Origin of the sequence: Streptomyces sp. NPDC051664 (assembly GCF_044453545.1) — a bacterium.
Taxonomy (GTDB): domain Bacteria; phylum Actinomycetota; class Actinomycetes; order Streptomycetales; family Streptomycetaceae; genus Streptomyces.
This window is the reverse complement of record NZ_JBITCU010000002.1, coordinates 217,587-244,352: the sequence shown is the minus strand read 5'-3', so window position 1 is coordinate 244,352 and position 26,766 is coordinate 217,587. Positions and strand designations below refer to the sequence as shown.

At 70.9% G+C, this 26,766-nt stretch carries 23 protein-coding genes; 7 read left to right on the top strand and 16 right to left on the bottom strand.

Features of this window, described 5'->3' with window-relative positions:
* Window positions 1-37: 37 nt before the first annotated feature.
* The 5 genes from ACIA8E_RS04355 to gcl all read right to left on the bottom strand — a co-directional run bounded on the left by ACIA8E_RS04355 (window position 38) and on the right by gcl (window position 6,205).
* Window positions 38-709, bottom strand: a complete 672-nt coding sequence (locus ACIA8E_RS04355) for a response regulator (RefSeq protein ID WP_399294344.1) — start codon at window positions 707-709, stop codon at window positions 38-40.
* On the bottom strand, window positions 706-2,013 hold the full coding sequence (locus ACIA8E_RS04350; RefSeq protein WP_399294341.1) for a sensor histidine kinase: 1,308 nt from the start codon (window positions 2,011-2,013) through the stop codon (window positions 706-708). Before ACIA8E_RS04350 ends, ACIA8E_RS04355 begins: the two co-directional genes overlap by 4 nt.
* Before the next feature lie 25 nt (window positions 2,014-2,038).
* Window positions 2,039-3,202 carry an acyltransferase gene (locus ACIA8E_RS04345; protein ID WP_399294338.1) on the bottom strand — a complete coding sequence of 388 codons (1,164 nt, stop codon included), beginning with the start codon at window positions 3,200-3,202 and terminating at the stop codon, window positions 2,039-2,041.
* Window positions 3,195-4,184 carry an alpha/beta hydrolase gene (locus tag ACIA8E_RS04340; protein WP_399294335.1) on the bottom strand — a complete coding sequence of 330 codons (990 nt, stop codon included), beginning with the start codon at window positions 4,182-4,184 and terminating at the stop codon, window positions 3,195-3,197. Before ACIA8E_RS04340 ends, ACIA8E_RS04345 begins: the two co-directional genes overlap by 8 nt.
* Before the next feature lie 236 nt (window positions 4,185-4,420).
* The gene (gcl, locus tag ACIA8E_RS04335) at window positions 4,421-6,205 is read right to left on the bottom strand and encodes a glyoxylate carboligase (RefSeq protein WP_399294332.1); all 1,785 of its coding nucleotides are present in this window, start codon (window positions 6,203-6,205) and stop codon (window positions 4,421-4,423) included.
* A gap of 251 nt (window positions 6,206-6,456) precedes the next feature.
* On the opposite strand from gcl, the gene ACIA8E_RS04330 reads away from it, so the two are divergent.
* From ACIA8E_RS04330 to ACIA8E_RS04320, 3 genes are all read left to right on the top strand, one after another.
* A complete protein-coding gene (locus ACIA8E_RS04330; protein WP_399294329.1) occupies window positions 6,457-7,170 on the top strand; it encodes a hypothetical protein in 714 nt (237 codons plus the stop codon).
* 28 nt (window positions 7,171-7,198) lie between these two features.
* Complete coding sequence (locus tag ACIA8E_RS04325; RefSeq protein ID WP_399294326.1) at window positions 7,199-7,705, top strand: GNAT family N-acetyltransferase; 507 nt, start codon at window positions 7,199-7,201, stop codon at window positions 7,703-7,705.
* A 167-nt stretch (window positions 7,706-7,872) separates the two neighbouring features.
* On the top strand, window positions 7,873-8,115 hold the full coding sequence (locus ACIA8E_RS04320; RefSeq protein WP_399294323.1) for a hypothetical protein: 243 nt from the start codon (window positions 7,873-7,875) through the stop codon (window positions 8,113-8,115).
* A 34-nt stretch (window positions 8,116-8,149) separates the two neighbouring features.
* On the opposite strand, the gene ACIA8E_RS04315 is transcribed toward ACIA8E_RS04320, so the two are convergent.
* Both ACIA8E_RS04315 and ACIA8E_RS04310 read right to left on the bottom strand, forming a co-directional pair.
* Window positions 8,150-9,763 (bottom strand): AMP-binding protein, encoded by a 1,614-nt coding sequence (locus ACIA8E_RS04315; protein WP_399294320.1) that lies wholly within the window; start codon window positions 9,761-9,763, stop codon window positions 8,150-8,152.
* Window positions 9,760-11,436, bottom strand: a complete 1,677-nt coding sequence (locus ACIA8E_RS04310; protein WP_399294317.1) for an AMP-binding protein — start codon at window positions 11,434-11,436, stop codon at window positions 9,760-9,762. The genes ACIA8E_RS04315 and ACIA8E_RS04310 overlap by 4 nt, the downstream gene beginning before the upstream one ends.
* 110 nt (window positions 11,437-11,546) lie before the next feature.
* Between ACIA8E_RS04310 and ACIA8E_RS04305 the strand changes: the two genes are divergently transcribed.
* A complete protein-coding gene (locus tag ACIA8E_RS04305; protein WP_399294314.1) occupies window positions 11,547-12,389 on the top strand; it encodes a response regulator transcription factor in 843 nt (280 codons plus the stop codon).
* A gap of 107 nt (window positions 12,390-12,496) precedes the next feature.
* Entirely contained in the window at window positions 12,497-13,144 is a 648-nt protein-coding gene (locus ACIA8E_RS04300; protein ID WP_399295052.1) for a LysE family translocator, read from the top strand.
* 7 nt (window positions 13,145-13,151) lie between these two features.
* Here ACIA8E_RS04300 and ACIA8E_RS04295 read toward each other — a convergent pair whose 3' ends face one another.
* Window positions 13,152-14,321 (bottom strand): winged helix DNA-binding domain-containing protein, encoded by a 1,170-nt coding sequence (locus tag ACIA8E_RS04295; RefSeq protein ID WP_399294310.1) that lies wholly within the window; start codon window positions 14,319-14,321, stop codon window positions 13,152-13,154.
* 126 nt (window positions 14,322-14,447) lie between these two features.
* Between ACIA8E_RS04295 and ACIA8E_RS04290 the strand changes: the two genes are divergently transcribed.
* Entirely contained in the window at window positions 14,448-15,329 is an 882-nt protein-coding gene (locus tag ACIA8E_RS04290; protein WP_399294308.1) for a DMT family transporter, read from the top strand.
* Window positions 15,330-15,357: 28 nt separating this feature from the next.
* On the opposite strand, the gene ACIA8E_RS04285 is transcribed toward ACIA8E_RS04290, so the two are convergent.
* Complete coding sequence (locus ACIA8E_RS04285) at window positions 15,358-16,266, bottom strand: DUF2510 domain-containing protein (protein WP_399294305.1); 909 nt, start codon at window positions 16,264-16,266, stop codon at window positions 15,358-15,360.
* A gap of 231 nt (window positions 16,267-16,497) precedes the next feature.
* Here ACIA8E_RS04285 and ACIA8E_RS04280 point away from each other — a divergent pair, with 231 nt between their 5' ends.
* Window positions 16,498-16,866 carry a nuclear transport factor 2 family protein gene (locus tag ACIA8E_RS04280; RefSeq protein WP_399294302.1) on the top strand — a complete coding sequence of 123 codons (369 nt, stop codon included), beginning with the start codon at window positions 16,498-16,500 and terminating at the stop codon, window positions 16,864-16,866.
* A gap of 7 nt (window positions 16,867-16,873) precedes the next feature.
* Here ACIA8E_RS04280 and ACIA8E_RS04275 read toward each other — a convergent pair whose 3' ends face one another.
* From ACIA8E_RS04275 to ACIA8E_RS04245, 7 genes are all read right to left on the bottom strand, one after another.
* Window positions 16,874-17,917, bottom strand: a complete 1,044-nt coding sequence (locus ACIA8E_RS04275; RefSeq protein WP_399294299.1) for an aldo/keto reductase — start codon at window positions 17,915-17,917, stop codon at window positions 16,874-16,876.
* Window positions 17,914-21,792, bottom strand: a complete 3,879-nt coding sequence (locus ACIA8E_RS04270; protein ID WP_399294296.1) for an ABC transporter ATP-binding protein — start codon at window positions 21,790-21,792, stop codon at window positions 17,914-17,916. Before ACIA8E_RS04270 ends, ACIA8E_RS04275 begins: the two co-directional genes overlap by 4 nt.
* Entirely contained in the window at window positions 21,789-23,174 is a 1,386-nt protein-coding gene (locus ACIA8E_RS04265) for an LLM class flavin-dependent oxidoreductase (protein ID WP_399294293.1), read from the bottom strand. The genes ACIA8E_RS04270 and ACIA8E_RS04265 overlap by 4 nt, the downstream gene beginning before the upstream one ends.
* A complete protein-coding gene (locus ACIA8E_RS04260) occupies window positions 23,158-23,973 on the bottom strand; it encodes an ABC transporter ATP-binding protein (RefSeq protein WP_399294290.1) in 816 nt (271 codons plus the stop codon). Before ACIA8E_RS04260 ends, ACIA8E_RS04265 begins: the two co-directional genes overlap by 17 nt.
* On the bottom strand, window positions 23,949-24,887 hold the full coding sequence (locus ACIA8E_RS04255) for an ABC transporter permease (RefSeq protein WP_399294289.1): 939 nt from the start codon (window positions 24,885-24,887) through the stop codon (window positions 23,949-23,951). The genes ACIA8E_RS04260 and ACIA8E_RS04255 overlap by 25 nt, the downstream gene beginning before the upstream one ends.
* Window positions 24,884-25,948: an ABC transporter substrate-binding protein gene (locus ACIA8E_RS04250; RefSeq protein ID WP_399294287.1), complete on the bottom strand. Its 1,065-nt coding sequence runs from the start codon at window positions 25,946-25,948 to the stop codon at window positions 24,884-24,886. Before ACIA8E_RS04250 ends, ACIA8E_RS04255 begins: the two co-directional genes overlap by 4 nt.
* 80 nt (window positions 25,949-26,028) lie before the next feature.
* The gene (locus ACIA8E_RS04245; protein ID WP_399294284.1) at window positions 26,029-26,541 is read right to left on the bottom strand and encodes a flavin reductase family protein; all 513 of its coding nucleotides are present in this window, start codon (window positions 26,539-26,541) and stop codon (window positions 26,029-26,031) included.
* Between the last annotated feature and the right edge of the window lie 225 nt (window positions 26,542-26,766).

Here is a 26,766-nt window from a genome sequence, read left to right as displayed (position 1 = left end):
CGGGCGGTCCCGCGCTCCCCGCCCTTGCGTGTGTGCGTCAGTAGCCGGCCGGGCGGACGAGGCCCGTCTCGTAGGCGAAGACCGCCGCCTGGGTCCGGTCGCGCAGACCCAGCTTGGCCAGGATCCGGCCCACATGGGTCTTCGCCGTCTGCTCGGCCACCACCAGGCGCGAGGCGATCTCCGCGTTCGACAGCCCCTGCGCGATCAGGGACAGCACCTCTGTCTCGCGTTCCGTCAGACCGCCGACGCGGTCCCTGAGCGGAGCCCTGGGCGCGGCGGTCATCCGGGAGAACTCGGCGATCAGCCGCTTGGTGATGTTCGGGGCGAGCAGCGCGTCACCTGCTGCCACCACCCGTACCGCGTGGACCAGTTCCTCGACCGAGGCGTCCTTGAGCAGAAAGCCGGACGCGCCCGCGCGCAGCGCCTCGTACACGTACTCGTCGAGATCGAAGGTGGTCAGGATGAGCACCTTGACCCGGGCGTCGTGCGGTGACGTGATGCGACGGGTCGCCTCGATACCGCCGAGCACGGGCATCCGGACGTCCATCAGGACGACATCCGGGGCGAGTTCGGCGACCTTGGAGACGGCGTCGAGGCCGTCCACCGCCTGACCCACGACCTCGATGCCGGGTTCGGCGTCGAGCAGCACCGTAAATCCCTGACGGACCATCACCTGGTCGTCGGCGATCAGCACGCGGATGGTCGTCACAGTGTGTCCTCAGCAGGTAAGGCGGCCAGGTCAGGGGCGCTCACCGGCAGGATAGCCGTGACTTCGTAGCCGCCGTCCGGGGTCAGTCCAGTGACGAGTTCGCCGCCCAGCATCGCGGCGCGTTCGCGCATTCCGAGCAGTCCGTGCCCCATGCCCCGCTGTGGCGCCGTCGGTCCGTCCGGGGCGGTGTTGGTGATCCGGACGGTGAGCCCCGCCCTCCCGTAGGCCGTCTCCACCCGCACCTGGGCACCGGGCGCGTGCCGCATCGCGTTGCTGAGCGCCTCCTGGACGATGCGGAACGCCGACAGTTCGACGCCCGGGGGCAGTGGACGCGGGGCGCCGGAGGTGGCGGTGGCCACCGTCAGCCCGGCGGCCCGGACATTGTCGACCAGTTCGCCGAGCCGGTCGAGGGTGGGCTGGGGGGCATGCCTCGCCCCCTGCGACAAGGCATCCTCCGAGCGCAGTACGCCGAGCACATGGCGCAGTTCGGTGAGCGCCTCGACAGCGTTCTGACGGATGCCGGCGAGGTTCTCCCTGAGTTCGTCGGACGGGTTCTCGACGAGGTGCGGGGCGACCTGCGCCTGGATGGAGATCACCGACATGTGGTGGGCGACCACGTCGTGCAGCTCACGGGCGATCCGGTTGCGCTCCTCCAGCAGGGTGCGCCGAGCACGCTCCCCGGCGGTGAGTTCCTCCTGGGCGACCAGCTGCGTGCGGGCCACCCGCAGGCCGCGCAGCGAGGCGCCGATCACCACGGCGGCGATCAGGACCGGGGCGCCGCGGTCGAGGACGTAGTGGTGTGCCCGGGTGGTGGCGACGGTGCAGGACAGTGCCGCGAGGAGGGTGATCACCAGCGCTCCGGCCGCCCGACGGGGCCGGACCCGCAGTGCCAGCAGGAACAGCACCCCGCACTGGAGCAAGAGCCCTGAAACGGTCCAGGGGAAGAGTGCGTCCGGGCTCGACCCGGGCTCCGTGATCCGCGCGGTGACGACCATGAGGACCGTCGACGCCCACCAGGCGGACACCGGCCGGAACATGCCGCCGATCAGCGCCGCCGCCTGGCCGATGCCGAGCAGCACCGCGTACCCGGGGATGGCGCGGCCACCGACCGGTGCCAGAGCGCTCACCTGGACCACGGCGAGGGCCACGGCACAGAAGACCAGCACCATCCCGAACACCGGCCGCCAGACCGGCCATCCGGGCCCCCCCATGGCAGGCAGCGGATCGGCGGGCGCCGTCAGATCCTCGAACAGGGCGCGCGGCGCCCTCCGCAGCGCGGCCCTCAACCGCTGTTCGTCCCCCACCACCGACCCCTTCGTCCGGTCCAGGCTAGGCACGGCGCATCACCGGCTTCCGGGCAGGTCGCCCCTCACGGACGATACGGCCGCCTCTCCGCGGCCGTCCCTCCTCGTACTTGCGGAAGGCCGCCCAGCACACCAGCAGCGCCACGGCGAAGGCCGGCAGCCAGGCCAGCCGTGCGAACACCCAGCCGAAGTCCCTGGGCACGGTGTGCAGACCGGGCAACGCCTCGCCCGCGAGGAGTCCGACGGCGGTGACCGCCATCATCGCGGTCTGGTGCCAGAGGAAGACGGTCATCGCGGAGAGGTTGACCAGTGCCACCGCCGCCCAGGCCGCGGGGCGTCGCAGGACGCGCCGCAGCGGGCCGAGCAGCAGCCGGGCCGCGCCGCACTGGGCGAGGCCGAAGGTGACGGCCGCGAGGGTGGGCGGGTCGAGGTTGGAGATCCTGGAGCCGGGCACCCCGACCATGGACGCCGGGTAGCCGGCCCACAGGACGAGTCCGGCGGTGGCGGCGGCGCCGACGAGCAGCAGGGCCCATCCGGTCGACCGGCTCCGCAGACCGCCGCGGGCCCAGCTCGCGCCCAGGCAGTACGGGACCAGCCAGCCGGCCGCCACATTGATCCAGCCGAGCCCGGCGGCACCGCCCAGCCCGAACCGGATCAGGTCCACATGCAGCACGACGGCGAGCGGCCACAGCGGATGAAGCTTCGCCACCAGCGGGGTCGCCGCTGTCAGCGCCGCGAAGACCAGCAGGAACCAGAGCGGTGACAGCACCAGTTTGAGCAGCGCGTGCACGGTCTCCGTGCCCACCCCGGAGGCGAGCAGCGCGCCCGATGTCACGGCCCACACCACCAGCACGGCGGCGACCGGCCTGAACTGCCGGATCGTACGGGCGCCGAGCCACTCACCGTACGTGGTGCCGCGGGTGCGGGCGGAGGCATAACTCCTCGCCCCGACCTGACCGCCCACCAGGAAGAACACCGCGAGGGTCTGGAACAGCCAGGAGACCGGGGTCAGTTGGGGCATGTGCTGGAGGGGGCTCGCGGCGCGCACCGTGCCGGTGTCGGCGATCAGGGCGGTCACCAGCCAGTGACCGAGCACCACGCCCAGAATGGCGAGGGCGCGCAGTGCGTCGACGGCGCGGTCACGCTCGGGCGGGGTGGCGGCGTCGATCCGCCGGACGAGTTCACGCATGACGGCCCTCCTCGGCAGGGGCCCGGCCGGAGACGATCCGGGCGATGTTCTCCAGCGACAATGAGCCGGGCTTCAGGTAGTCGCTGTGGCCGCCGTCGCCCGCCGCGAAGTGCCGGGCACCGAACTCCGGGGAGACCGGGTCCGTTCCGAAACCGAGGGTGGTGAACGGCAGTCGGATCTGTACGTGGGGTACCTCGGCGATCCAGTCGTCGCGGCCCCGGCCCGCCCAGACGGTGGCCGGGGTGTGGAGTGCGGCGACGCTGTCGACGCCGGTGCCGGGGCTGCCGTACAGGACGATGTCCGAGACCGGCAGCCCCGGCGCCGCCTCGGCACAGACGACGGATCCGTAGGAGTGGCACAGCAACGAGGTCCGAGCGGTCGGCTCGGCTCGCCGCAACTCGGCAAGGAATGCGCTCAGTTCGGTCGCGGCGCCCTTGGCCCGGCCCGTGGTCACCGATGCCTCGCTCACCGTGTCCGGCGTTTCGTAGCCGAGCCAGCCGATGACCGCCGACCCCTCGCCCAGCTCCCGGCGCAGAGCGACGGCGCCGGCCCGCAGCCGCCAGTACCGGTCGAGGCTGATGCCCGCCCCCGGGACCAGTACGGCGATCCGGCGCGCCCTGGACAGGTCGCCGAAGACCTCGGCGCTGCGGCCGCCGTCGCGGCCGTCGAAGGAGAAGAAGTGGCGCGCCGGGTCGGCGAGACCGCGCAGCGCTGCGGCCCGCTTGCCGTCGCCGTGGCGGCCGGCCATCCGCTCGGCCGCGAGGACGGAGCCGCGGTTGACGGCGTACCGGTCGGCAAGGTCTGCGGCGGTCGCAGCACGCAGCGGGGCGAGGGCGGCCGGGGCCGGCGCCGGGACGGCCGAGGGCCGGGCCGCGCCCGCCATGGGCACGGCGACCGCGGCGACGACGAAGGCGGCGAGCAGCGTCCGGACAACGCGCGGAACGTTCCTGCGCGGTCGGCTCCTGGGCGGGCTGGGCGCCATGAGGGATATTCCTTCCGTACCGGATGTCCGTGGAGATGGTCAGTGGTGCTTCCGGTACAGAAGCTAGGGAGCGGACCTTGTGGTCGGCGTCCACCCGGGGAGGTCACCTTCCGGGTAACCCTGAAGTACTACGGGTAGGGGGAGTTGGCGCCTTCGCGAGGCCTGGACACACGCGTGGGGCTGGACTACCGGGTTCCGGTGGTCCACCCCCACACAGGCGGCAGAAGAGAGGGTCGTCAGCTCGCGACGAAGGGGCGGATCGAGGTCGGGGCGTGGCCCGGCTCGGTGGCGATGTCCTCCCACTCGTTGATGGTGTCGATACCCGCGGCGCCCATCGAGATGTTGGTGACCCGCTCCAGGATCGCCTCGACGACCACCGGGACACGGAACTCGGCGGCCAGCTTCTTGGCCTCCTCGAACGCGGGCAGCAGCTGGTCCGGCTCGGTGACCCGGATCGCCTTGCAGCCCAGGCCCTCGACGACCTTGACGTGGTCGACGCCGTAGACACCCAGTTCCGGGGAGTTGATGTTCTCGAACTCCAGGTTGACCTGGAAGTTGATGTCCAGGTTGCGCTGGGCCTGGCGGATCAGCCCCAGGTAGGAGTTGTTCACCAGGACATGCACATACGGGATGTTGTGCTGCGCGCCGACCGCCAGCTCCTCCAGCATGAACTGGAAGTCGTAGTCGCCGGAGAGCGCGACCACCTGGCCCTCGGGGTCGGCGGTGGCGACGCCCAGCGCGGCCGGGATGGTCCAGCCGAGCGGACCGGCCTGGCCGCAGTTGATCCAGTGGCGCGGCCTGTAGACGTGCAGCATCTGAGCGCCGGCGATCTGGGAGAGCCCGATCGTGGTGACGTAGCGCGTCTCCGGTCCGAAGGCGCGGTTCATCTCCTCGTACACGCGCTGCGGCTTCAACGGCACGTCGTCGAAGTGGGTACGTCGCTGCAGCCGGGCCCTGCGCTCCTGGGTGGAGGCGGCCCACGCGCTGCGGTCCGGCAGCCTGCCGGCGGCCTCGAGCCCCCTTGCCACGTCGACGAAGAGCTCCAGCGCGGCCTTGGCGTCGGAGGCGATACCGAGATCCGGCGCAAAGATCTTGCCGAGCTGGGTGGGCTCGATGTCGACGTGGACGAACGTACGGCCCTTGGTGTAGACGGCCAGGTCGCCGGTGTGCCGGTTGGCCCAGCGGTTGCCGATGCCCAGGACGAAGTCCGACTCCAGGAAGTTCGCGTTGCCGTAGCGGTGCGAGGTCTGCAGGCCGACCATGCCGGCGTTCAGCTCGTGGTCGTCGGCGAGGATGCCCCAGCCCATCAGGGTCGGGATGACCGGGGTGCCCGTCAACTCGGCGAACTCGACGAGGAGTTCGCAGGCGTCGGCGTTGATGATGCCGCCACCGGCGACGATCACCGGGCGCTCGGATGCGAGCATGAGCCCGATCGCCTTCTCGATCTGGGCGCGGGACGCGGCCGGCTTGTAGACGGGCAGCGGCTGGTACGTCTCCGGGTCGAATTCGATCTCCGTCAGCTGGACGTCGATCGGCAGGTCGATGAGGACCGGGCCGGGGCGGCCCGACCGCATCAGGTGGAATGCCTGCTGAAAGACACCGGGCACCTGCGCAGCCTCCAGGACGGTCGTCGCGGCCTTGGTCACCGGCTTGGCGATCGAGGCGATGTCGACGGCCTGGAAGTCCTCCTTGTGGAGCTTGGCCACCGGCGCCTGGCCGGTGATGCAGAGGATCGGAATGGAGTCGGCGATCGCCGAGTAGAGCCCGGTGATCATGTCGGTCCCGGCGGGCCCCGACGTACCGATGCAGACGCCGATGTTCCCTGCCCTGCTCCGGGTGTAGCCCTCGGCCATGTGGGACGCGCCCTCGACATGGCGGGCGAGCGTGTGGTCGATGCCACCGCCCGCCTTGAGCGCCGCATAGAACGGGTTGATCGCTGCGCCCGGCACGCCGAACGCGTTGGTGACGCCTTCCAGCTTGAGGATCTCAACTGCCGCTCGGGCAGCGGTCATTCGAGGCATGGAGTACTCCTGCTCGGACGGGTGGAGTCGGGCTCTGTCGCGCCACCTGAGAGCACCTATTCCGCATTACGAAAGTTTGTTTCTGCTATACGGAAGCAATCTAAGCTGCGGCCGAGTGGCCGTCAAGACCGACGAATCCGCCAAGTCGCTCCCCCGCGCCTCACTCTTGGTGGACCATGGGGACGGAGCACAGGGGACACGGGGCGCCGAGACCCCGGGGCGGCGCCGGGGGGCGCCGGAGGGAGACCACAGTGGAGTCCGTGCCGGTACGCTGCCCGGCCTGCGGCCGCGATCACGCCTACCTCACACCGGTCTACCCGTGCCCATGCGGGACCCCCATCGCCCCGCCCGTACTGCGCGGCGGGGCCGTCGAACCGATCACCCACCGCACCTGGAGCGAGGACTGGGTGACCGTGCGCTGCCGCACCTGCGGACGCCACGACCAGTGGCCTCAGCCGGAGCTGTGCTGTCCGTGCGGGACGGTGCTGCGGATCCCGGTCCGCCCGGCCACGGAGTCCGCGCCCGGCCCGGGCGCCGGGACCCTGCCCACCCACATTCCCCTGCCACGGACGGCGGCTGCGCCCCGCCCGGCGTTCCGGCCGATGACGATCCGTACCGGCCGCGACACGGTCACCGCGGCCGCGATGTATCTGCGGTGGCTGGGCTACCGCGACGTCGTACAGCCCGCGGAACGCCCCGCGTCCCGAATCGATCTGCGCGCCGCCGGGCTGATCGCCCAGGTCGACTCGACCACCCGGCCGACCACCCTGCGCGATGTCGAATGTCTCTGGCTGAACGGCTTGAACACCTCGGTGACCAGCGTCTTCTTCTCACTGGCGGGCTATGCGCAGGACGCCAGGTCCCGGGCGGACGATCTCTGCATCCCGCTCTTCGTGATGGACCTCACCGGGACCCCGCAGCCGGTCAACGGCCCGGCGGACGAACTGCTCTCCACCGGCGCCTGACCGCCGTACCGACCGCCATACTGGCGGCATGCGCATCCGTCCCGCCCGCCGCTCCGATCTTCCGCTGCTCCAGGAGATCGAGCGCGCCGCCGGCGATCCCTTCCGCACCCTCGCCATGTCCGCCGTCGCGGACGACGACCCGCCGCCTCTCGATCTGCTGGACGAATACCGCAGGGCCGGCCGCGCCTGGGTGGCCGCGGATGCCGACGACCGTCCGGTCGGCTACCTGATCGCCGATCCGGTCGACGGCGCGGCCCATGTCGAGCAGGTCTCGGTCCATCCGTCCGCCGCCCGGCGCGGCGTCGGCAGCGCACTCATCGACCACCTCGCGCTCTGGGCGGGCGAGCAGCGGCTCGAAGCTCTCACCCTCACCACCTTCTCGCACGTCCCGTGGAACGCGCCGTACTACACACGCCTCGGCTTCCGCACGCTGACCGAGGCCGAACTCACCGACGGGCTGCGGAAGATCAGGACTGAGGAGGCCGAACACGGCCTGGACCGCTGGCCGAGGGTCTGCATGCGACGCGAACTCTGACACGGCGACACGATTCGGGTACTCCCACGCGGACCCCGCGCCGTCCCGGACACACGCCCCGACGCCGCAGCGGAACCGGCCGGTAACAACGAGTGCAATCGGTCACGTTCGGTCCTGCGGCCACAAATGTTCGGTCGCTGTCAGTGGGCGGCCGTAGAGTGGTGCACATGGTCTTAACTCCACGACTCTCACCACCTTTCGCCCCGCGCAACACCGCACAGAGCGTCGCACAGTCCGCACAGCCGACCCACCCGTCCGCCGTCGAGGCGAACGAGGCGATTCGTGCGCTCGTGGACGCACGAGCCGGCCAGGACTGGTCCTCCGTGGAGTCCGCGGCCTACGAGGTGCTGCTCATCGAATGGGCGGCGGCCACCCGGGGCGCTGCCGGCGACATCATCGAAGCCGCCTGACAGCGCCCGTCGGCGCCGCCCCCCAACGGGCCCCCTACCCGTAGGTCTCCCGCAGTTCGATCTTCCGGACCTTCCCGCTCACCGTCATCGGGAAGGTCTCCAGGATCTGCAGCCGCCGCGGAATCTTGTAGTGCGCCAGCTGCTCACGGCAGTACTCCGTCATCTCCTCCAGGGTCGGCGGCTGCGCCGGGTCCCGGGGGATGACGCAGGCCAGGATCTCCTCGCCGTACGTCTCGTCCGGTACGCCCACCACCTGCACGTCGGCAATCTTCGGATGGCCGTAGAGGAACTCCTCGATCTCTCGCGGGTACACGTTCTCGCCACCGCGGATGATCATGTCCTTGATGCGGCCGACGATCTGTACGTAGCCGTCCTCGCGCATCACCGCGAGGTCACCGGTGTGCATCCAGCGCCCCGCGTCGATCACTTCCGCGGTCCGCTCGGGCTGCTCCCAGTAGCCGAGCATCACGCTGTAGCCGCGGGTGCAGAGCTCGCCCGCCGCGCCGCGCTCCAGGGTCACGCCCGTCGCCGGGTCGACGACCTTCACCTCGATGTGCGGCATCACCCGGCCGACCGTTCCGGTACGGCGCTCCAGGTCGTCGTCGCGGCGGGTCTGGGTGGAGACCGGGGAGGTCTCCGTCATCCCGTAGCAGATGGACACCTCGTCCATGTGCATCTCGGCGACGACCCGCTTCATCACCTCGACCGGGCAGGGCGATCCGGCCATGATCCCGGTGCGCAGCGAGGAGAGGTCGTACGAGGCGAAGTCCGGATGGTTCAGCTCCGCGATGAACATGGTGGGGACGCCGTAGAGCGAGGTGCAGCGCTCCGCCTGGACCGCCGCGAGGACGGCGGCGGGCTCGAAGGCTGGGGCCGGGATCACGATGCAGGCACCGTGCGAGGTGATGCCGAGGTTGCCCATCACCATGCCGAAGCAGTGGTAGAAGGGAACGGGCAGACACACTCGGTCCTGTTCCGTGTAGGCGACCATCTCCCCCACGAAATAGCCGTTGTTGAGGATGTTGTGGTGCGAGAGGGTGGCGCCCTTGGGGAAGCCCGTCGTGCCCGAGGTGTACTGGATGTTGATCGGGTCGTCGCAGGACAGCTCGGCCTCTCTGGCCGCCAGTTGTTCGGCGGTGACGGCTGCGGCCGCTGCCGTCAGCTCGCCCCAGGACGGATCGCCGATGTAGTGCACGGCGTGCAGGGCGGGACAGTTGGCCCGGACCTGGCCGACGAGGGCGCGGTAGTCGCTGGTGCGGTGGGCGAGCGAGGAGATCAGGAGGGAGATCCCGGCCTGGCCCAGCACATACTCCAGCTCGTGCGCCCGGTAGGCCGGATTGATGTTGACCATGACGGCGCCGATGCGGGCGGTTGCGTACTGGACGAGCACCCACTCGGGGCAGTTGATCGCCCAGATGCCGACACGGTCGCCCTTCGCCACTCCGGAACCCATCAGAGCGCGTGCCAACTCGTCTACGGCGGCGCCGAATTCCGCGTACGTCCAGCGTCGCCCCGAGGCGACGTCGACAAGGGCCTCACGGTCCGGGTACGCCTCGATCGCCCGGTCGAGATTGCGCCCGATGGTGTCGCCGAGCAGGGCCGTGGTGCCGGTGCCGTGCGCGTAGGAAAGGCCGGTCCGTCCGCTCATCGCAGGTCCCCCTCGTCGAATTCGGTGCCGACGCCCTCGGCCGTACGCTCGCGCAGCTCGATCCGGCGGATCTTGCCGGACACGGTCTTCGGCAGTTCGGCGAATTCCAGCCGGCGGATCCGCTTGTACGGGGCCAGCACCGCCCTCGAGTGCGCGAACAGCACCTTCGCGGTGTCCGGGCCGGGCTCCCAGCCCTCCGCGAGCACGACGTACGCCTTCGGGACCGCGAGCCGGACCGGGTCGGGCGCGGGCACGACCGCAGCCTCGGCGACCGCCTCGTGCTCCAGCAGGGCGCTCTCCAGCTCGAACGGCGAGATCTTGTAGTCGGATGCCTTGAAGACGTCGTCGGCGCGGCCGACATAGGTGATGTAGCCGTCCTCGTCGCGGGAGCCGATGTCGCCGGTGCGGTAGTAGCCGCCCGCCATCGCCTCGGCGGTACGGTCCGGGTCGCCGTGGTACCCGGTCATCAGGCCGACCGGACGGTCCGACAGGTCGAGGGAGATCTCGCCCTCCGTCGCGCCGGGCCGGCCGGTGACCGGGTCGAGGAGCACGACCTTGAAGCCGGGGCTCGGCCGCCCCATGGAACCGGACTTCAGCAGCTGGCCGGGAGTGTTGGCGACCTGTACGGCGGTCTCGGTCTGGCCGAATCCGTCCCGGATGGTGACGCCCCACGCGCGCCGGACCGTCTCGATGACCTCGGGGTTCAGCGGCTCGCCCGCGGCGACGACCTCGCGCGGCGGGGTCCTCAGCTGGGAGAGGTCGGCCTGGATCAGCATCCGCCAGACGGTGGGCGGGGCGCAGAAGCTGGTGACGCCCGAGCGGTCCATCTCGGCCATCAGCCGGCCCGCGTCGAACCGCGTGTAGTTGAAGATGAAGACGGTCGCCTCGGCGCTCCACGGCGCGAAGAGGTTCGACCAGGCGTGCTTGGCCCAGCCCGGCGAGGAGATGTTGAGGTGGACGTCTCCGGGCCTGAGGCCGATCCAGTACATCGTCGACAGGTGGCCCACCGGATACGAGACATGGGTGTGCTCGACCAGCTTGGGGCTGGCGGTCGTGCCGGACGTGAAGTACAGCATCAGCGGTTCGTCGGCGTCGGTCTCCCGGTCCGCCTCGAAGCTCTCCGGCTGCTCGTCGGTGCCGGTGTACGAATGCCAGCCCTCGACCTCGCCGCCGACGGCGAGCCGGGTGTAGTCACCGGGCACCTCGTCGAACTTTGCGGCGTCCGTGTCCCGCACGATCACATGCCGGACCCGGCCGCGGTCCACCCGGTCACGCAGATCGACGGGGCCGAGGAGCGGGGTGGCGGGGATGACGACGGCGCGCAGCTTCATCGCGGCGAGGGCCGTCTCCCACAGCTCGACCTGGTTGCCGAGCATGACAAGGATCCGGTCACCGGCGCGCACCCCCCGGGCGCGCAGCCAGTTCGCCGCCTGGTTGGAGCGGGCGGACATCCGGGCGAAGGACGCCTCGGTGCGCCGGCCGTCCTCCTCCACGATGTGCAGAGCCGTGCGGTCGTTGTTCTCGGCGATGACGTCGAACCAGTCCAGCGCCCAGTTGAAATGGTCGGCCCGGGGCCAGCGGAAACCCTCGTAGGCCGCCGCGTAGTCATCGTTGTGCTGCAGCAGAAAGTCCCGGGCGGCCCGAAACGTTTCCGTCGCGTTCGTCGCCGACATGTGCCCTCCTCATTGCGGACCGGACCGGTCACTTAACATCATGAAAACAGTGACCCAGGTCTCACCACCCCCGAACGGGGGTACGGAGGGCGGGGCAGAGAGGCGACAGCGTGCCGGAACCGGTCGATACGGTCGAGATGCAAGCGGCACTGCTGCGGCTGCGCCGGACGAGCGGACTGCCCGTCACGTTCGGCGGACTGCTCTCGGACCCGCGCCACGCCAGGATCGTGGAACTCAACGGTGCGCAGACCACCGCGCTGCGCGGGCTCGTCATATCGGCCGGCAGCGGGCTCGGCGGCAAGTCGATCGCCCTGTCGCGGCCGTGCGCGGTGACCGACTACCCGTCGTCGCGGCACATCAGCCACGAGTACGACACCGCAGTCGCCGCGGAGGGCCTGCGCTCGGTGGTCGCGGTGCCCGTCGTCGTACGCCGGAGGGTACGGGGCGTGCTGTACGGGGCGCTGCGTGAGCCGCTCACCCTCGGGGACCGTACGTTCGACGCGGCAGTCGCGGCGGCCCGCGACGTGGAACAGGCCCTTGTCGTACGGGACGAGGTGCAACAACTCCTGTCCGTCACCCGGGACCAGGTGACGGACCCCCGGGCCGCTCCGGGGGCCTGGGAGGACGTCCGCGAGGCGCACCGCGAACTGCGGGCGCTCGCCCCCAAGGTGGCCGACCCGGCGCTGCGCGAGGAGCTCCTCTCGGTGTGCGCGCGGCTGGCCTCGGCGTCCGGGGCGCAGGAGCCACACGCCCGTGAGGTGCTGCTTTCGCCACGCGAGGTCGATGTCCTCGCCTGTGTGGCGTCGGGCGCGACCAACGCTGTGGTGGCCGGCCGACTGGGCCTTCGACCGGAGACGGTGAAGGGGTATCTGCGCTCGGCGATGCGGAAGCTGGGGGCACGCACCCGGCTGGAAGCGGTCGTGGCGGCGCGCCGGGCGGGGCTGCTGCCGTAGACACCGGGCCATGGCGGCACCGCCCCCATGCACCGGTCGGTCCTGGTCGCGTGCCTGACGTCGGCGGCGGCTTCTGCCGTAGCGTCGAGGCCGAGGGGGTGACGGACATGGTGTCCATGCATCAATATCTCGCCTTCGCGGCGATGTCCCTGCTGGTGATCGTTGTCCCGGGGCCGAGCGTGCTGTTCGTGATCGGCCGGGCACTGGCCCACGGCCGCCGTACCGCGCTGGCAACGGTGCTGGGCAATGTCGTCGGCTCGTACGGCCTGGTGGTGGCGGTCGCGCTGGGGATCGGTTCGCTGGTCGAGCGCTCGGCGGCGGTCTTCGTGGCGGTGAAGCTGGCGGGTGCGGCGTATCTGGTCCTCCTGGGCGTGCAGGCGTTCCGGCACCGCAAGGAGATGAAGCTGGGGGCCGTCCAGGCATCGCCTGAACGGCCCGCGCGCAGTGACCTGCGGACGGTGGCGGACGGTGTGGTCGTCGGTGTCACCAACCCGAAGGGAATCGTCTTCTTCGCCGCCGTACTCCCCCAGTTCGTGGACCCGTCGACGGGTCATCTCCCGGCCCAGATGCTGCTGTTGGGCCTGGTTCCGATCGCCATAGGTCTCGTGACGGACACGCTCTGGGGGCTCGGCGCCTCGGCTGCCCGGAGTTGGTTCGCCCGGTCGGACAGGCGGCTGTCGATGATCGGCGGGGCGGGTGGCTTCGCGATGATCGGCCTGGGCGTGACGGTGGCGGCGACGGGCCGCGCCGACTGAACCCGGTTCACTGCCCGAAGTCGATGAACGGCGCGAACCGGATGTCGTGCGCGGGCGCCTGCGTGGGCGCCATCGTGGCGAGCATCCGCAGCCCCTCCTCCGCGACGGCGTCGCGCTCGGCCCGGCTGAGCTTCCCCAGCGCCTGCACCGTGACGATCCCTTCGCCACCGGACTTCGTGGCGGACTTCGTGACGGGCGCGCCGAATCGCCAGATCGCGGCGAGGAACCCGTCGACCAGCACGGTGCCGTACGTCTGGTTGCCGTTCCCGTTGCGTCCCCGGTACCGCGGCGGGATGACGCGCGTACGGTCGGCGTGGCCGAGCAGCACGTTGTCGAACTCGGGCAGGAAGCGCGGCGGGGCAGGGGTGTCCGCGTCGGGGCGCGGGGCGTCCGGCAGGTCGAAGAGCTCGACGCCGTTCTCGTCGCGGAAGGTGATCAGCTGCGGCCGCAGCCGTTCGAAGGCTTCCCGCAGCCGGGTCAGCCCCGCCCACATCTGCATGTCCTTCACGGAGGCGGGGCCGAACGCCCCGAGGTAGCGCAGCACGGTGGCGTCCGGTGTGGGTGTCGGCTCCGCCGGCCGGCCGAGCCAGTGCTCCGCGGTGGTCAGCGCGACCTGGCCACTGCGGCCCCACAGCCCGCGCGGGGTGACCTGGACCAGGGGCAGGACGCAGCGGGCTGCCACGGTCAGGGCCTGCGGGTCGGCGTCCGGCCACTCGGCGAGCAGCGCCTCGCGGATCTCCTTCGGGGTACGGGGCCGTTCCTCGACAAGCTCCCTGCCGAGCGCTGCGAGCCGGTCCGGATCCACACCGGCGAGCCCATTGCGGAACATCTTCAGCTCCCGGTCGCGGGCCGGCTGGACCAGCGGGCGCAGGGTGAGCGCGTCGTCGGCGGTGTGGGTGTGGATGGTGGACCGCAGGGTGACGATACGGACCACCTCGCGGGACTCCATCAGCCCGGACAGTTCAACGGGATCGAAGCCTTCGAGGCGGGCGAAGAGCTGGTGGTAGGGCGGCTTGGTGTTCTGTGCCTGGAGTCCGACGAGATGCCCGACGGCGTCCTTCGCGGGCATCGGGCTCCGGCGCAGGAGCAGTTGGCGCGCCAGGGTGGCGCGGCCCAGTGCGCGGGGCGGGAGCACGGGGGGCGAGGCGGGTGCGGCGGAGTGCGTCTTCGCGGCCATGAACGGCACGCTACGCGGGCTTGCGGACATCTTCGGTCCGCGACTGCGCATCCTCCTCTGCCCGGGCCGCCGCACCGAGGACGGCAGGACCCGGGATTGTGGGCGGAGCGCCCGCATCATGGTCCGGTGATCAGTGTCCTGTTCGCCGTCCTGACCGCACTCAGCAACGGCGCCGCCTCTGTGCTGCAACGCCGCGCCGCCCGCTCGGTACCCGACACCGAGGCGATGCGTCTGTCGCTGATCGCCCATCTGCTGCGCCAGAAGGTGTGGCTGGCCGGGATCGGCCTGGTGATCGTCGCAGCCGTCTGCCAGGCCATCGCGCTGGCCACCGGGCCGATCTCGGTGGTCCAGCCGATCTTCGTCATCGAGCTGCCGGCGACGCTGCTCCTGGCCGGGTTCGTGATGCGGGTCCGGGTGCCCCGTGGGGTCTGGTACGGGGTGGCTGCCGTGACGTTCGGACTGGCCCTCGGCATGGCCTCCGCCGCGCCGGGCGGCGGCAGTTCCTCGGTGCAGGGCGTGGCGTGGATCCCGGCGCTGGTCCTGACGGGGATCTTCGAGGCGGCGCTGATCGCCGGAGCACTGTCCACCCGTGGCAACCCCCGTGGGGCGCTGCTCGGTCTGGCCGCCGCATGCGGGTACGCGCTCACCGCCGCCCTGATGAAGGACGCCATGGGGCGGCTCGGCGACGGCGGCGGGGCAGCCGCGCTCATGACGTCCTGGCAGTTGTACGCCACCGCCGCCGCCGGGGTGGGATCGCTGTTCCTCCTTCAGAACGCCCTGCAGGCGGGCACCCTGGTCGCCGTACAGCCGATGCTGACGCTGGGCGACGCGGTGATCAGCATCCTGTACGGCGTGACCCTGTTCGGCGAGCATCTGCGTACCGGCTGGTGGCTGCTGCCCGAACTGGCCGCGCTCACCCTGATCGCCCTGGGCTGCGTCGAACTGGCCCGCTCGCCGCTGGCATCCGGCAACGCCGTACCGCCGTCGCGCGGCACCCGCGTGAAGTGACGGCCCGCCTGCCGGGAGGCGAGACCCCTCAGGCGGTCTGTCCTGATCCCGACCCTGTACCGGAAGCGGCCTTGATGCCCTTCGTGATCTCGTCCATCACCGAGAGCGCGGGCGCCTTCGAGCTGATGTCGAAGCCGGAGCGTACGACGACCAGCATGTCCGCGGAGTGCGGGGACGGAAGGACCAGCGACTGCACGTACCCGTCGTCGCCCTTCTTCGTGACCACCTTCCAGCGCACCAGATAGCCCTTCTGACCGGCGACGGTGACCGGCTCGGACTTGAGCTGCTGGTGCGAGCTGATGGCGCCGTAGGCCTTGCCGCCGTACGACTCCTTGGCGTTGACGGCGATGTCCGCCTTGGCCGCCGTCTCCGCCGTCCTCGCCGTGATCTTCAGCGCCTGGGCCGGGGCGGCGAACACTCCGCCGCGCTCGCACTTCTGCGAGGTGTCGGCCGGGCAGGTGTACGTGCCGGTGCTCACCGACGCACCGATCGTGGCCGACTGCCCCTTCCAGCCGTCCGGCACCGGAAGGCTGACGCCGCTCATCACGTCCGTCGCATAGCCGTCCTCGGACGGCGGCTGCTGCGGTTGCTGCTGGTCGGGCGCCGGGCTCCGGCCACCGCCGCCAGGACCACCCCGGCCGCCCTGGCCGTTCTGCCCGCCGGGGAGACTGGGCGCGGGTGACGCGGCGTCGGAGGAGGTGTTCTTCGTACGGCCGGAGCCGTCGGTCAGCATCAGGACGCCGCCCGCGATCGCGGCGAGGACCACCACGCCGGCGGTGACGCCGACCCCGATCCGGATCCGGCGGCGCCGGACGGCCGCGGGTGGCGTGCGGAGCTGATCGGTCCACCGGCTCCCGTCCCACCAGCGTTCCTGGACGGGGCCTGTTCCTGTATACCCGGGGTCCGTATGCCAGCCGGGAGGGCTCATCTCGGTCACGACGTCCACCGTAGAGGCCCTCCGTGAAAATCAGATGAAACCGGTCCGCCGAATCCGGCCATGCCCCTCTCGCCCGGGGCTCCCGCCCGATGACCGTCCGGCCGTGACCGGGGAGGTGTCGACCATGACCTCGGAGGTAATCGACGCCCTTCTGCCCGTCGGACATCGTGTTCCTCACGAGCAGCACAGGAGCTCGGCCGCAGGGCCGGGACATGACGAGAGGACAGCACGATGACCGCATACGAGGACGCCGTCCAGCGCTACTTCGTCGCCTGGAACGCAGCGACCCCCGAGGACCTCGCCAAGGCCGTCGCCGCCGCGTTCACCGAGGACGCCACCTACACCGACCCGCTGGCCGACGTGCGCGGCCACGACGGGCTCGCCGCCGCGATCAGTGGCGCACGTCAGCAGTTCCCGGGCTTCGAGTTCAAGCTGACCGGCACCCCCGACGGGCACCACGACATCGTCCGTTTCAGCTGGGACCTGGTCTCCACCGCCGACGGTTCGGCGCCCGCCGCCGGGTCCGACGTCATCACCCTCGACGACGACGGGCGCATCAGCTCCGTCAGCGGCTTCCTGGACCGGGTCCCCGGCGCCTGAGCGGACGCTACGCGGACCTGGCCGACCGGCGGCGCAGCGCGGGGTCGGTCAGCGCGACCGGTTGGTAACCGGCGTCGCGGGCCGACAGGTTGGTGCCGGGCGGCACGATCTTGTCGATCTGGTCGAGAATGTCCCCGCTCAGCCGCACCCGGTCCGCGCCGAGCTGGCCCGTCAGCTGTTCGAAGGTCCGCGGGCCGATGATGGCGGAGGTGACCGCCGGGTGTTCCAGGACGAACGCCAGGGCCAACTGTACGAGGGTCAGCCCGGCGTCCTCGGCCAGCCGGGCGAGGGCTTCGGCGGCGTCGAGCTTGGCGCTGTTCTCCGGGGACGCGATGTCGAAGCGCTCCGCCTGCCGTTCGGCACGGCTGGAGACGGGCTGGCCCGCCCCCTTGCGGTAGCGACCGGTCAGCCAGCCGCCGGCGAGCGGGCTCCAGGAGAGCACCGCGAGTCCGTGCCGCTGGGCGACGGGCAGCACCTCGCGTTCGATGCCGCGGGCGAGCAGGGAGTACGGGGGCTGTTCGGCCACGACGCGTTCGCGGCCGCGGCGCTCCGCGATCCACTGGCCCTCGACGATCGCGGACGGTTCGAAGGTGGACGTGCCGATGTAGCGGATCTTGCCCTGGTGCACCAGGTCGGAGAGGGCACCGAGCGTCTCGTCGAAGTCGGTGTCCGGTTCGGGGCGGTGCACCTGGTAGAGGTCGATCCGGTCGGTGCCCAGCCGGCGCAGGCTGTTCTCGACCTCGCGGATGATCCAACGGCGTGAATTTCCCTGCTCGTTGGGGTCGCTGCCGAGGCTGCCGTGGAACTTGGTGGCGAGCACGACGTTGTCGCGGCGGCCACCGGCGAGCGCCTTGCCGACGATGGTCTCCGACTCACCGGCGGAGTACACGTCGGCGGTGTCGACGAAATTGATACCGGAGTCCAGGGCGTGGTGGATGATCCGGATGCTGTCGTCGTGGTCCGTGTTGCCGCGGGCGCCGAACATCATGGCGCCCAGGCAGAGCGGGCTGACCTTCACTCCCGTGCGTCCGAAGTTGCGGTAATCGGTCATCGTGCACTCTCCTTGACGAGTTCATCGATCTGCGGATGGCCGTCGGCCGGGGCCGGGTCGCCGCTCCGGCGGAAGGCGTCCCAGAGGCGGCGGTACGGACCGTCGGCGGCGAGCAGTTCGGCGTGGGTGCCGGTCTCGACGACGGCTCCCGCGTCGAGGACCACCACCCGGTCCGCGCGGGCCGCCGTGGTCAGCCGGTGGGCGACGACGACGGTGGTACGCCGGCGGGCCAGCACGTGTGCCGCGGCGGCTACCCGGCGTTCGGTGGCCAGGTCCAGCGAGGCGGTCGCCTCGTCGAGCAACAGGACGTCCGGGTCGACAAGTTCGGCCCGGGCCAGGGCCAGCAGCTGGCGTTGTCCGGCGGAGAGATTACGGCCGCGCTCCCCCACCGGCTGGAGGTATCCCAGCCGTAGCCCGGCCACCATCTCGTGGGCGCCCACCGCGCGGGCCGCCGCCTCCACCTCGGTGTCGGTGGCGTCCGGGCGCCCGTACGCGATCGCGTCCCGGACCGTACCGCTGAACAGATGCGCCTCCTGCGGCACCACACCCAGTCTGCGGCGGAAGCCGGGCAGGTCGAGCTCGCGCAGATCGTGCCCGTCGACGCGGACCGTGCCCGCCGACGGGTCGTAGAACCGGGCGAGGAGTTTGACCACGGTCGACTTGCCCGCGCCCGTCGCCCCGACCAGGGCGACGGTCTCGCCCGGTGCGATACGCAGACAGACGCCGTGCAGGACCTGCCGGCCGCCGCCGCCCGCGTATCCGAAGGAGACCGAGTCGAATTCGATCTCCCCCCGCAGTTTCCCGACGGGTCGTGCGTCGTCGGCGGGCGGGGTGCCGCTGGGCGTCTGCATCAGCGTCCGGAGCCGGCCCAGGCCGACGACGGCCTGCTGATAGCCGTCGAACACCTGGGAGAGCTGCTGGATCGGTGAGAAGAACAGCTCGACGTAGAGGAGGAAGGCGATGAGGGTGCCCGCGCTCAGTGCGCCCGAGCGGACCTGTCCCGCCCCGACGGCCAGTACGGCTGCCGTGGACAGGGTGCCGAGGAACTCGACGAACGGGAAGAACGTGCCCATGTAGCGCTGGGCGCGCAGCCTGGAGTCCCGGAAGGACCAGGCCAGTTCGGCGAAGTCGCGGGCGTTGCGGCGCTCGCGGCGGAACGCCTGGGTGACGCGGATGGCGGTGACGTTCTCCTGGAGGCAGGCGTTGACCGCGCTGATCCGTTCCCTGGCCTCCCGGTAGGCGGGCACCGAGTGGTGGCGGAAGAGGGCGGTCGCGGCGATCAGCAGCGGCAGCACGGCCAGCAGCACCAGGGCGAGCTCCGCGTCGATCACCAGCAGCGTGACCAGGACGCCGAGGACGGTCAGCAGGCTCACCACTGCGGTGATCAGACCGGTCTGCAGGAAGTTCGACAGGGCGTCCACGTCGGTGGTCATCCGGGTCATGATCCGGCCGCCGAGCTCGCGCTCGTAGTAGTCGAGGCCGAGCCGCTGCAGCTGCGCGAAGGTTTTCACACGCAGGGTGTAGAGGAGGCGTTCGCCGGTGCGTCCGGTGGTACGGACCTGGGCCACGCCGATCAGCCAGTTCGCGGCGACCACGAGGGCCGCGGCAGCGGCGGCGGCCAGCAGGACGCCCCCGGCGCGGTGGGCGACGCCGTGGTCGACGCCTTGTCTCACCAGGACGGGCACGGTGATCTGGGCGAGGGCGTCCAGGGCGACCAGGACCAGGCCGAGCAGCAGCGGCAGGCGGAACGGGCGGAGCAGCGCGCCGAGGTCGAAGGCCGGGTCGGCGGCGACGGCCTGCCCGGTCGGTACCTGCGGATCGGCGGCGGGCAAGGGGAGCCGGGCGAGTCCGGCGATGAGTTCGGCGCTGGGCGGGGCGGAGCCGAGTACCCCGCCGCCTGGGCCGCCACGCCCCGGCCCGGAGGTGGCCGCCGCCTCGGCGAGGGCCTGGGCGGCGCGGACGGCGGTGCCTTCGAGCTGGTCCGACGGGGAGTCGTCGGGGCGGTGCCAGAGGTGGGGGGTGAGCGTGCCGGCGACCGGTTCCGGCACGTCCGCCGCGGGCTCGGCGCCGTCCGCGGCCGTCGCGCCTTCCGTGTCCTCGGTCGCAGCCTCTGTCGTCGCTTCCGCCGTCGAGAGCAGGTTACGGAACAGGCCCGACCTGGACCGGAGTTCGTCGAGGGTGCCGGTGTCGACGATCCGGCCGTCGTCGAGAACGGCGATCCGGTCGGCGAGTTCCAGGGTCGATCTGCGGTGCGCGACGATCAGCGTGGTGCGGCGCCGGGTGTCCTCGCGCAGCCGGCGGTGGATCTGCGACTCCACCCGGGCGTCGATGGCCGACGTGGCGTCGTCGAGGACGAGGACCGCCGGGTCGCCGATGAGCGCGCGGGCGAGAGCCATCCGCTGGCGCTGTCCCCCGGAGAGGGTGAGGCCCTGTTCCCCGACGACGGTGTCGTACCCCTGCGGCAGCCGTTCGATGAACTCGTCGGCCCTGGCGATCCGGGCCGCCGCCCGCACCTGCTCGTCCGTCGCGTCCGGGACGCCGTACGCGATATTGGCGCGCACGGTGTCGGAGAGCAGCAGGCTCTCCTCGAAGACGAAGCCGATCCGGGAGCGCAGGGACGCCAGGGCGAGTTCGCGTACATCGCTGCCGCCCACCCGTACCGAACCTGACGGAACGTCGTAGAACCGGGGCAGCAGGGCCGCCGCAGTGGACTTCCCGGAGCCGGCCGGGCCGATCAGTGCCAGCGTCTCGCCCGGGCGGATGTCCAGGGTGAATTCGTGGAGCAGCGGTGCGCCGTCCCCGTATCCGAAGGTGACCTTCTGCCAGGAGATTGCGGGGGGTTCGTCCGGCAGTTCCCGGGCGTGCGGTGCGTCGGTGATCACCGGTGCTTCGTCGACGACCTCCAGGACCCGTTCGGCACCGGCCCGTGCCTGCTGCCAGACGGTGAGGAGGGTCGCCACCTGGCGGACCGGGGTGACGAAGGAGCCGAGGTAGGTGGTGAAGGCGAGAAAGGTGCCCAGGGAGATCCGGCCGTGCAGGGCCATCCAGCCACCGAGGGCGAGGACGGCGACCTGGCCGAGGGCAGGGACCGCCTGGAGAGCGGGGTTGTAACGGCTGGTGAACCCGACGACCCGCAGCCGCGAGGCGAAGAGCTTGCGGGCGCGCTGTTCCAGCCCTGCGAGTTCGCGCTGTTCCTGGCCGAAGCCCTTCACCACGCGGACGCCGGTGACGGTCGCCTCGACGGTGGAGGCGACCTCGGCGGCCTCCTGCTGGGCGTGCCAGTTGGCGGGGAAGAGGTCGCGGCGCGAGCGCAGGGCGATCAGCCAGAGCAGCGGTCCGACGACCAGGGCGACGACGGTCAGCAGTGGTGACAGGAGCGCCATGAAGACCAGCGAGAAGAGGAACATCAGGGCGTTGCCCGTGAGGTTGGGCAGGAACTGCAGCAGTGTCTGGATGAGCGTGATGTCCGAGATGGACCGGCTCACCACCTGCCCGGTCCGCAGCTCGTCCTGCTGGGCGCCGCCGAGCCGCAGCAGCGCGGCGAACGCGTCGTTGCGGAGGTCGTACTGCACACCGAGGGAGAGCCGGCCGGAGCGGTAGCGGCGGGTGAAGCTCGCCCCGAAGCGGACCGCGCCGATGGCGGCGAGGAGGACCGTCCACGGGACGAGCGAGGTGGTGGTGCCGGCCGCCACCCCGTCCACCACGTGCCGCAGGACGAGCGGCAGCGTGGCGGTGGCGACGGCCGCGACCACGGCGGCGCCGAAGGCGAGGAGCAGGTCGGTGCGGTGGCGCAGACAGTAGCCCAGCAGCCGCCGCGCCCAGCCGGGCGGCGGCTGCCGGTGCGTACCGGTTTCCGGGTTCGTACAGTCCGTCACCGGACCTCCGCCAGACCGATGCCGAAGTGGCCCTCGCCGCGGTCGACGGTCTCGAACAGCCGGTTGGCGGGCCGTGGCAGCCCGTAGTGGCCGCGCAGCGTGCGGGCGGTGTACTCGGTGCGGAACAGGCCTCGTTCCTGGAGGATCGGCACCACCCGGTCCACGAATACCTCCAGGCCGGACGGGAGCACGGCGGGCATGATGTTGAAGCCGTCGGCGGCCCCGCTGTCGTACCAGTGCTCGATGGTGTCGGCGACCTGCTCGGCCGTTCCGGCGAACGTACGGTGTCCGCGCCCGCCCCCGAGCCGCCCGATCAACTGGCGTACGGTCAGCTTCTCGCGCCTGGCGAGCTCCACGATGAGCGTGTATCGGCTCTTCGCGCCCTCGATCTCGTCCTCGGTGGGGATGTCCTCGGGCAGCTGCGCGTCGAGGTCGAGGTCGTCGGGGGCGATCCTCAGCCGCTGCGCGAGCTGCCGCTTGGCGTACTCGGGGACGATCAGTTCCTCCAACTCGGCATCCAGGGAACGCGCTTCGGCCTCCGTGTCACCGATGACGGGCACGATGCCGGGCAGGATCTTGATGCCGTCCGGGTTGCGGCCGACGGCCTCCGCGCGCTGCTTGACGTCCTTGTAGAAGGCGATGCCCTCCTCCAGGGTCTGCTGGGCGGTGAAGACGGCTTCCGCATACCGCGCCGCGAAGTCCTTGCCGTCCTCGCTGGAGCCCGCCTGCACCAGCAATGGGTAGCCCTGCGGGGGGCGTTGCACGTTGAGCGGGCCGTCGACCCGGAAGTACTCACCGGTGTGCTCGATCCGCCGCACCCGATCGGCCAGGGCGTGCACGCCGCGTTCCTTGTCGGCGATCACGGCGTCGTCCGCCCAGCTGTCCCAGAGTTTGGTGGACACCTCGACGAACTCGGCGGCCCGGCGGTAGCGGTCGCGGTGCAGCGGGGTGTCGTCGAGGCCGAAGTTGCGGGCCGCGTCGGCGCCGGCCGTGGTGACGATGTTCCAGCCGGCCCGACCGCCCGAGATGTGGTCCAGCGAGGCGAACCTGCGGGCCAGGTTGTACGGCTCGTTGTAGCTGGTCGACGCGGTGGCGATGAGGCCGATGTGCTCGGTGGCCCCGGCGAGCGCGGTCAGCAGGACGGTGGGCTCCAGCTTGGCGGCAGGCCGCCGTCCGGGGTCGCCCATCAGGACGGGGCTGTCGGCGAGGAACAGCGAGTCCAGCCTGCCGCGTTCGGCGATCCGGGCCAGGTTCTTGTAGTGCTCGATGTCCGAGTTCGCCTCGGCCGGGCTCTCGGGCAGGCGCCAGGACGCCTCGTGATGGCCGGTGGACATCAGGAAGGCGTTCAGATGGAGCGGCTTGCGGTCAGGCTTGCGGGACATGGGTTTCCTTCGCTTCGTAACGGGTCCGGGGCTGTGTCACGCCGAGCGCGGTGAGCAGGGTGTCGCGGTACTCCTGGAACCGGGGGTCGCGTCGCGAGCGCGGGGTCGGCAGGTCGACGGTGAGGTCGACCGAGATCCGGCCGTCCTCCAGGACCAGCACCCGGTCGGCGAGTTCGACGGCCTCGTCGACGTCATGGGTGACCAGCAGCACCGCAGGGCGGTGGCGCTCGTACAGTTCACGCAGCAGGCCGTGCATCTTGATCCGGGTGAGGGCGTCAAGGGCGCCGAACGGCTCATCGGCCAGGAGTAGTTCGGGTTCACGGACGAGTGCCCGGGCCAAGGCGGCCCGTTGCTGTTCGCCACCGGACAGTTCATGGGGCCAGGACCGGCCGCGGCCCTTCAGACCGACCTCGGCGAGCGCGGTCAGTCCGCGTTCACGCACCTTGGGGCCGCGCAGACCGAGTACGACGTTGTCGAGCACCCGGAGCCAGGGCAGCAGCCGGGAGTCCTGGAAGGAGAGCGAGACCCGGTCCGGGACGATGAGTTCGCCGGAGCCCTCGACGGTGTGGTCGAGCCGGGCCACGGCCCGCAGGAGGGTGGACTTGCCGGAGCCGCTGCGGCCGAGCAGGGCGGTGAACTCCCCCGGCGCCACGGTCAGATCGAGTTCCTCGAGTACTTTCCGGTCGCCGAACCGGCGGACCAGGTTCCTGGTCCGTACCGCCACCGGCCGTATCGCGGTCCCTGTCCCTGTCCCGGTCTCCTCGTGGGTGCCGGTCAGCCCGCCAGAGTGCGTCGCCATGACAGGGCCCTCCTCTCGATGGCGCGTACCGCCGCGTCCGAGGCGAAGCCGAAGATCCCGTAGGCCACCAGCCCCACGATGATCACGTCGGACTGGGCGTACTGCTGGGCCTGGAACATCATGTAGCCGATGCCGCTCGTGGCATTGATCTGCTCGACCACGATCAGGCCGAGCCACGACGCGGTGACGCCGAGCCGCAGACCGACGAAGAAGCCGGGCAGCGAGCCGGGGACGACGACCTTGCGGATGAACTGCCGGCGGCTCAGGTCGAGCCCCTCGGCGAGTTCGACGTACCTGCTGTCGATGCCGGTCAGCGAGGAGTACGTATTGATGTACATGTTCACCGCGACGCCGAGCGCGATCACGGTGACCTTCATCTGCTCGCCGATGCCCAGCCAGAGGATGAGCAGCGGGAGCATCGCCAACGACGGGATGGCGCGCTTGATCTGGAGCGGCCCGTCGAGGAGGTACTCACCGGTACGGCTCAGACCGGCGGCCACGGCCAGAATCACCCCGGCGGCCACCCCGAAGAAGAGTCCGAGGCCTGCTCGTTGGAGCGAGATCAGCACATTGTCCTGGAGGCGGCCGCTCTGGATCAGGTCCGTCGCGGTGGACGCCACGGCGCCGGGTCCGGACAGGATCCGGGGATCGAGATAGCCGACGGCGGAGGCTCCCCACCACACGGCGACCACGAGCACCGGGCCGATCAGCCGGCCGAAGGGGAGGGAGCGGCCTGGGCCGAGCCGCCTTCGGGTGGAGCGGGCGACGGGGACGACCGGGGGCGCAGGAACGGCGAGGGGGACGGCGGCCGGCCCCTGGGGACCCTGCGCCTGGTGCGCGTCCGGCGCGTCGTTCGGCACGACGGTCCCTGCCGCCGGCTGTGCCGGGTGCGCCTTCGACAGCAGCTCGGTCATGACGTCTCCCGATACCTGGCCGGTACGGCCTTCGCCGCGAGCCCCTCGAAGCGGCGGTCGAACAGCCCGGAGACGTCCTGCTTCGGTACGAAGCCGCCCTCGGCCATCAGGTCGGCGGTCTCCTGCTCCCACGCGATCGCCTTGTCCCAGCTCACCGGGAACTGCGGCTCGTGCAGGGAGGCGACGATGCGCTTGCCGTCCGCCTTCGTCACGCCCTGGTCCTTGACGTAGTACGTGTCGATCCACTCGTCGGTGTTCTCCCACGCCCAGACCAGGCCGCGGGACCACAGCGGGACGAAGTTGCGGATGGCCGCGGCCTTCGCCTTGTCGTTCAGCACCTCGTCGGGTGCCCACAGGACGGAGAGCAGGTCCACCACATCGGTGGTCACTCCGCGGGCGCCGTCCTTGGCGTACTGGCTGAGGTACTTGGTCAGCGTCGGCTCGCCCAGCGGGGCCACATCGACCTGCTTGGACTGCAGCGCGGTCAGGAACTGGGTGCTGGGCAGCGCGACCAGTTCGACATCACTGTTCTTCAGGCCGGCCTTCTTCAGGGCCCGCAGCACGACGACGCCCTGCGCCTGCCCCTGGGAGAAGCCGATCTTCTTGCCGCGGAAGTCCTCCACCGTTCTGATGCCGGAGCCGGGGGCGGTCGCGAAGACATAGGACGGGTGGTTGCGCACCTGTACCGCGACGATCTTCGCTCCGACGCCGATGGCCTCGGCCTGGATCGGCGGTATTCCGGCGTTGGCCGCCAAGTCGATGGAATGCGCCCGGAATCCCTGGATGATGTCGGGCCCGGCGCTCAGATTCGGCCACTGCGAAACGGTGAACGCGAGATCCTTCTGCAAACCGGCGGGCACCAGCTGAAGGTGTGTGGTGCGTACGGCGATCGACAGCTTGGTGCCTGGCGGCGGGGCACCGGAGGGAAGCTTTCCGGCAGGCTCCGCACTGGCGGCCGTCCTTGCCTGCGGAGAGCAGGCGGCGAGGCCCAGGATCGCCCCGCCCGTAAGGGCGAGGAACGACCGGCGGCCGACTGCGTGGCGTACATCGTTGCGTGGCATGGTGAATTCCCGATCAGTGGTCATGAGAAGTCGCTGGAGGTGCCGAGAGGTCGCTGGAGGCAGCGAGTCGTCATCCGCGGTCAGAGGGTGTGGTAGGTGCCGTTGTGGAAGAGGAGCGGGCCGCGCCCCTCGTCGAGCCAGGAGTCCACGACCCTCGCGATGACGATGCGGTGGTCGCCCGCCGGGACGGTCTGCACGATCTCCAACCGCAGCCAGCCGGCCACCCCGTCGAGCACCGGTTCGCCCTGCGGCAGCCGCCGCCAGCCGGTCGGTGCGGCGAACCGGTCGATACCGCTGGTGGCGAACGTCGTTGCCAGTGCCCGCTGTTCGGCGCCGAGGAAGTTGACGACGGCCGTGTCGGCCCGCTCGATGTGGGGCCAGGACGAGGTGGTGGTCCCGATCCCGAAGGAGACCAGTGGCGGGTCGAGCGACAGCGATGCGAGCGACGTCGCGGTGAAGCCGACGGGTCCGTGGCCGGCGTCGGCGGTGACGACGACCACACCGGCCGGATAGCGGCGGAAGGCCTGCTTGAACCGGTCCGGGGCAATGCCCTTGGCGGCCGTCGCAGGATATGAGGGCACAGTGACAGTCAACGTCTCTCCCGAGTTGGAAAAGGGCGGAGGGAAAGGAGAAGGGAAAGGCAGGAAGGGGGGGAGGGATGGCAGAAGAATTCTGCACAAGTACGGCGAGCGCAGACCTGATTGAGGCAGCGCGCATCCACGTATAACCGTTCGCGAAAATCAGCGGATGGTTATCGGCAACCCGGACAGGAGCGACAACAGAAACGCCGGACGGCGATACACACCGGCGCGGCCGCG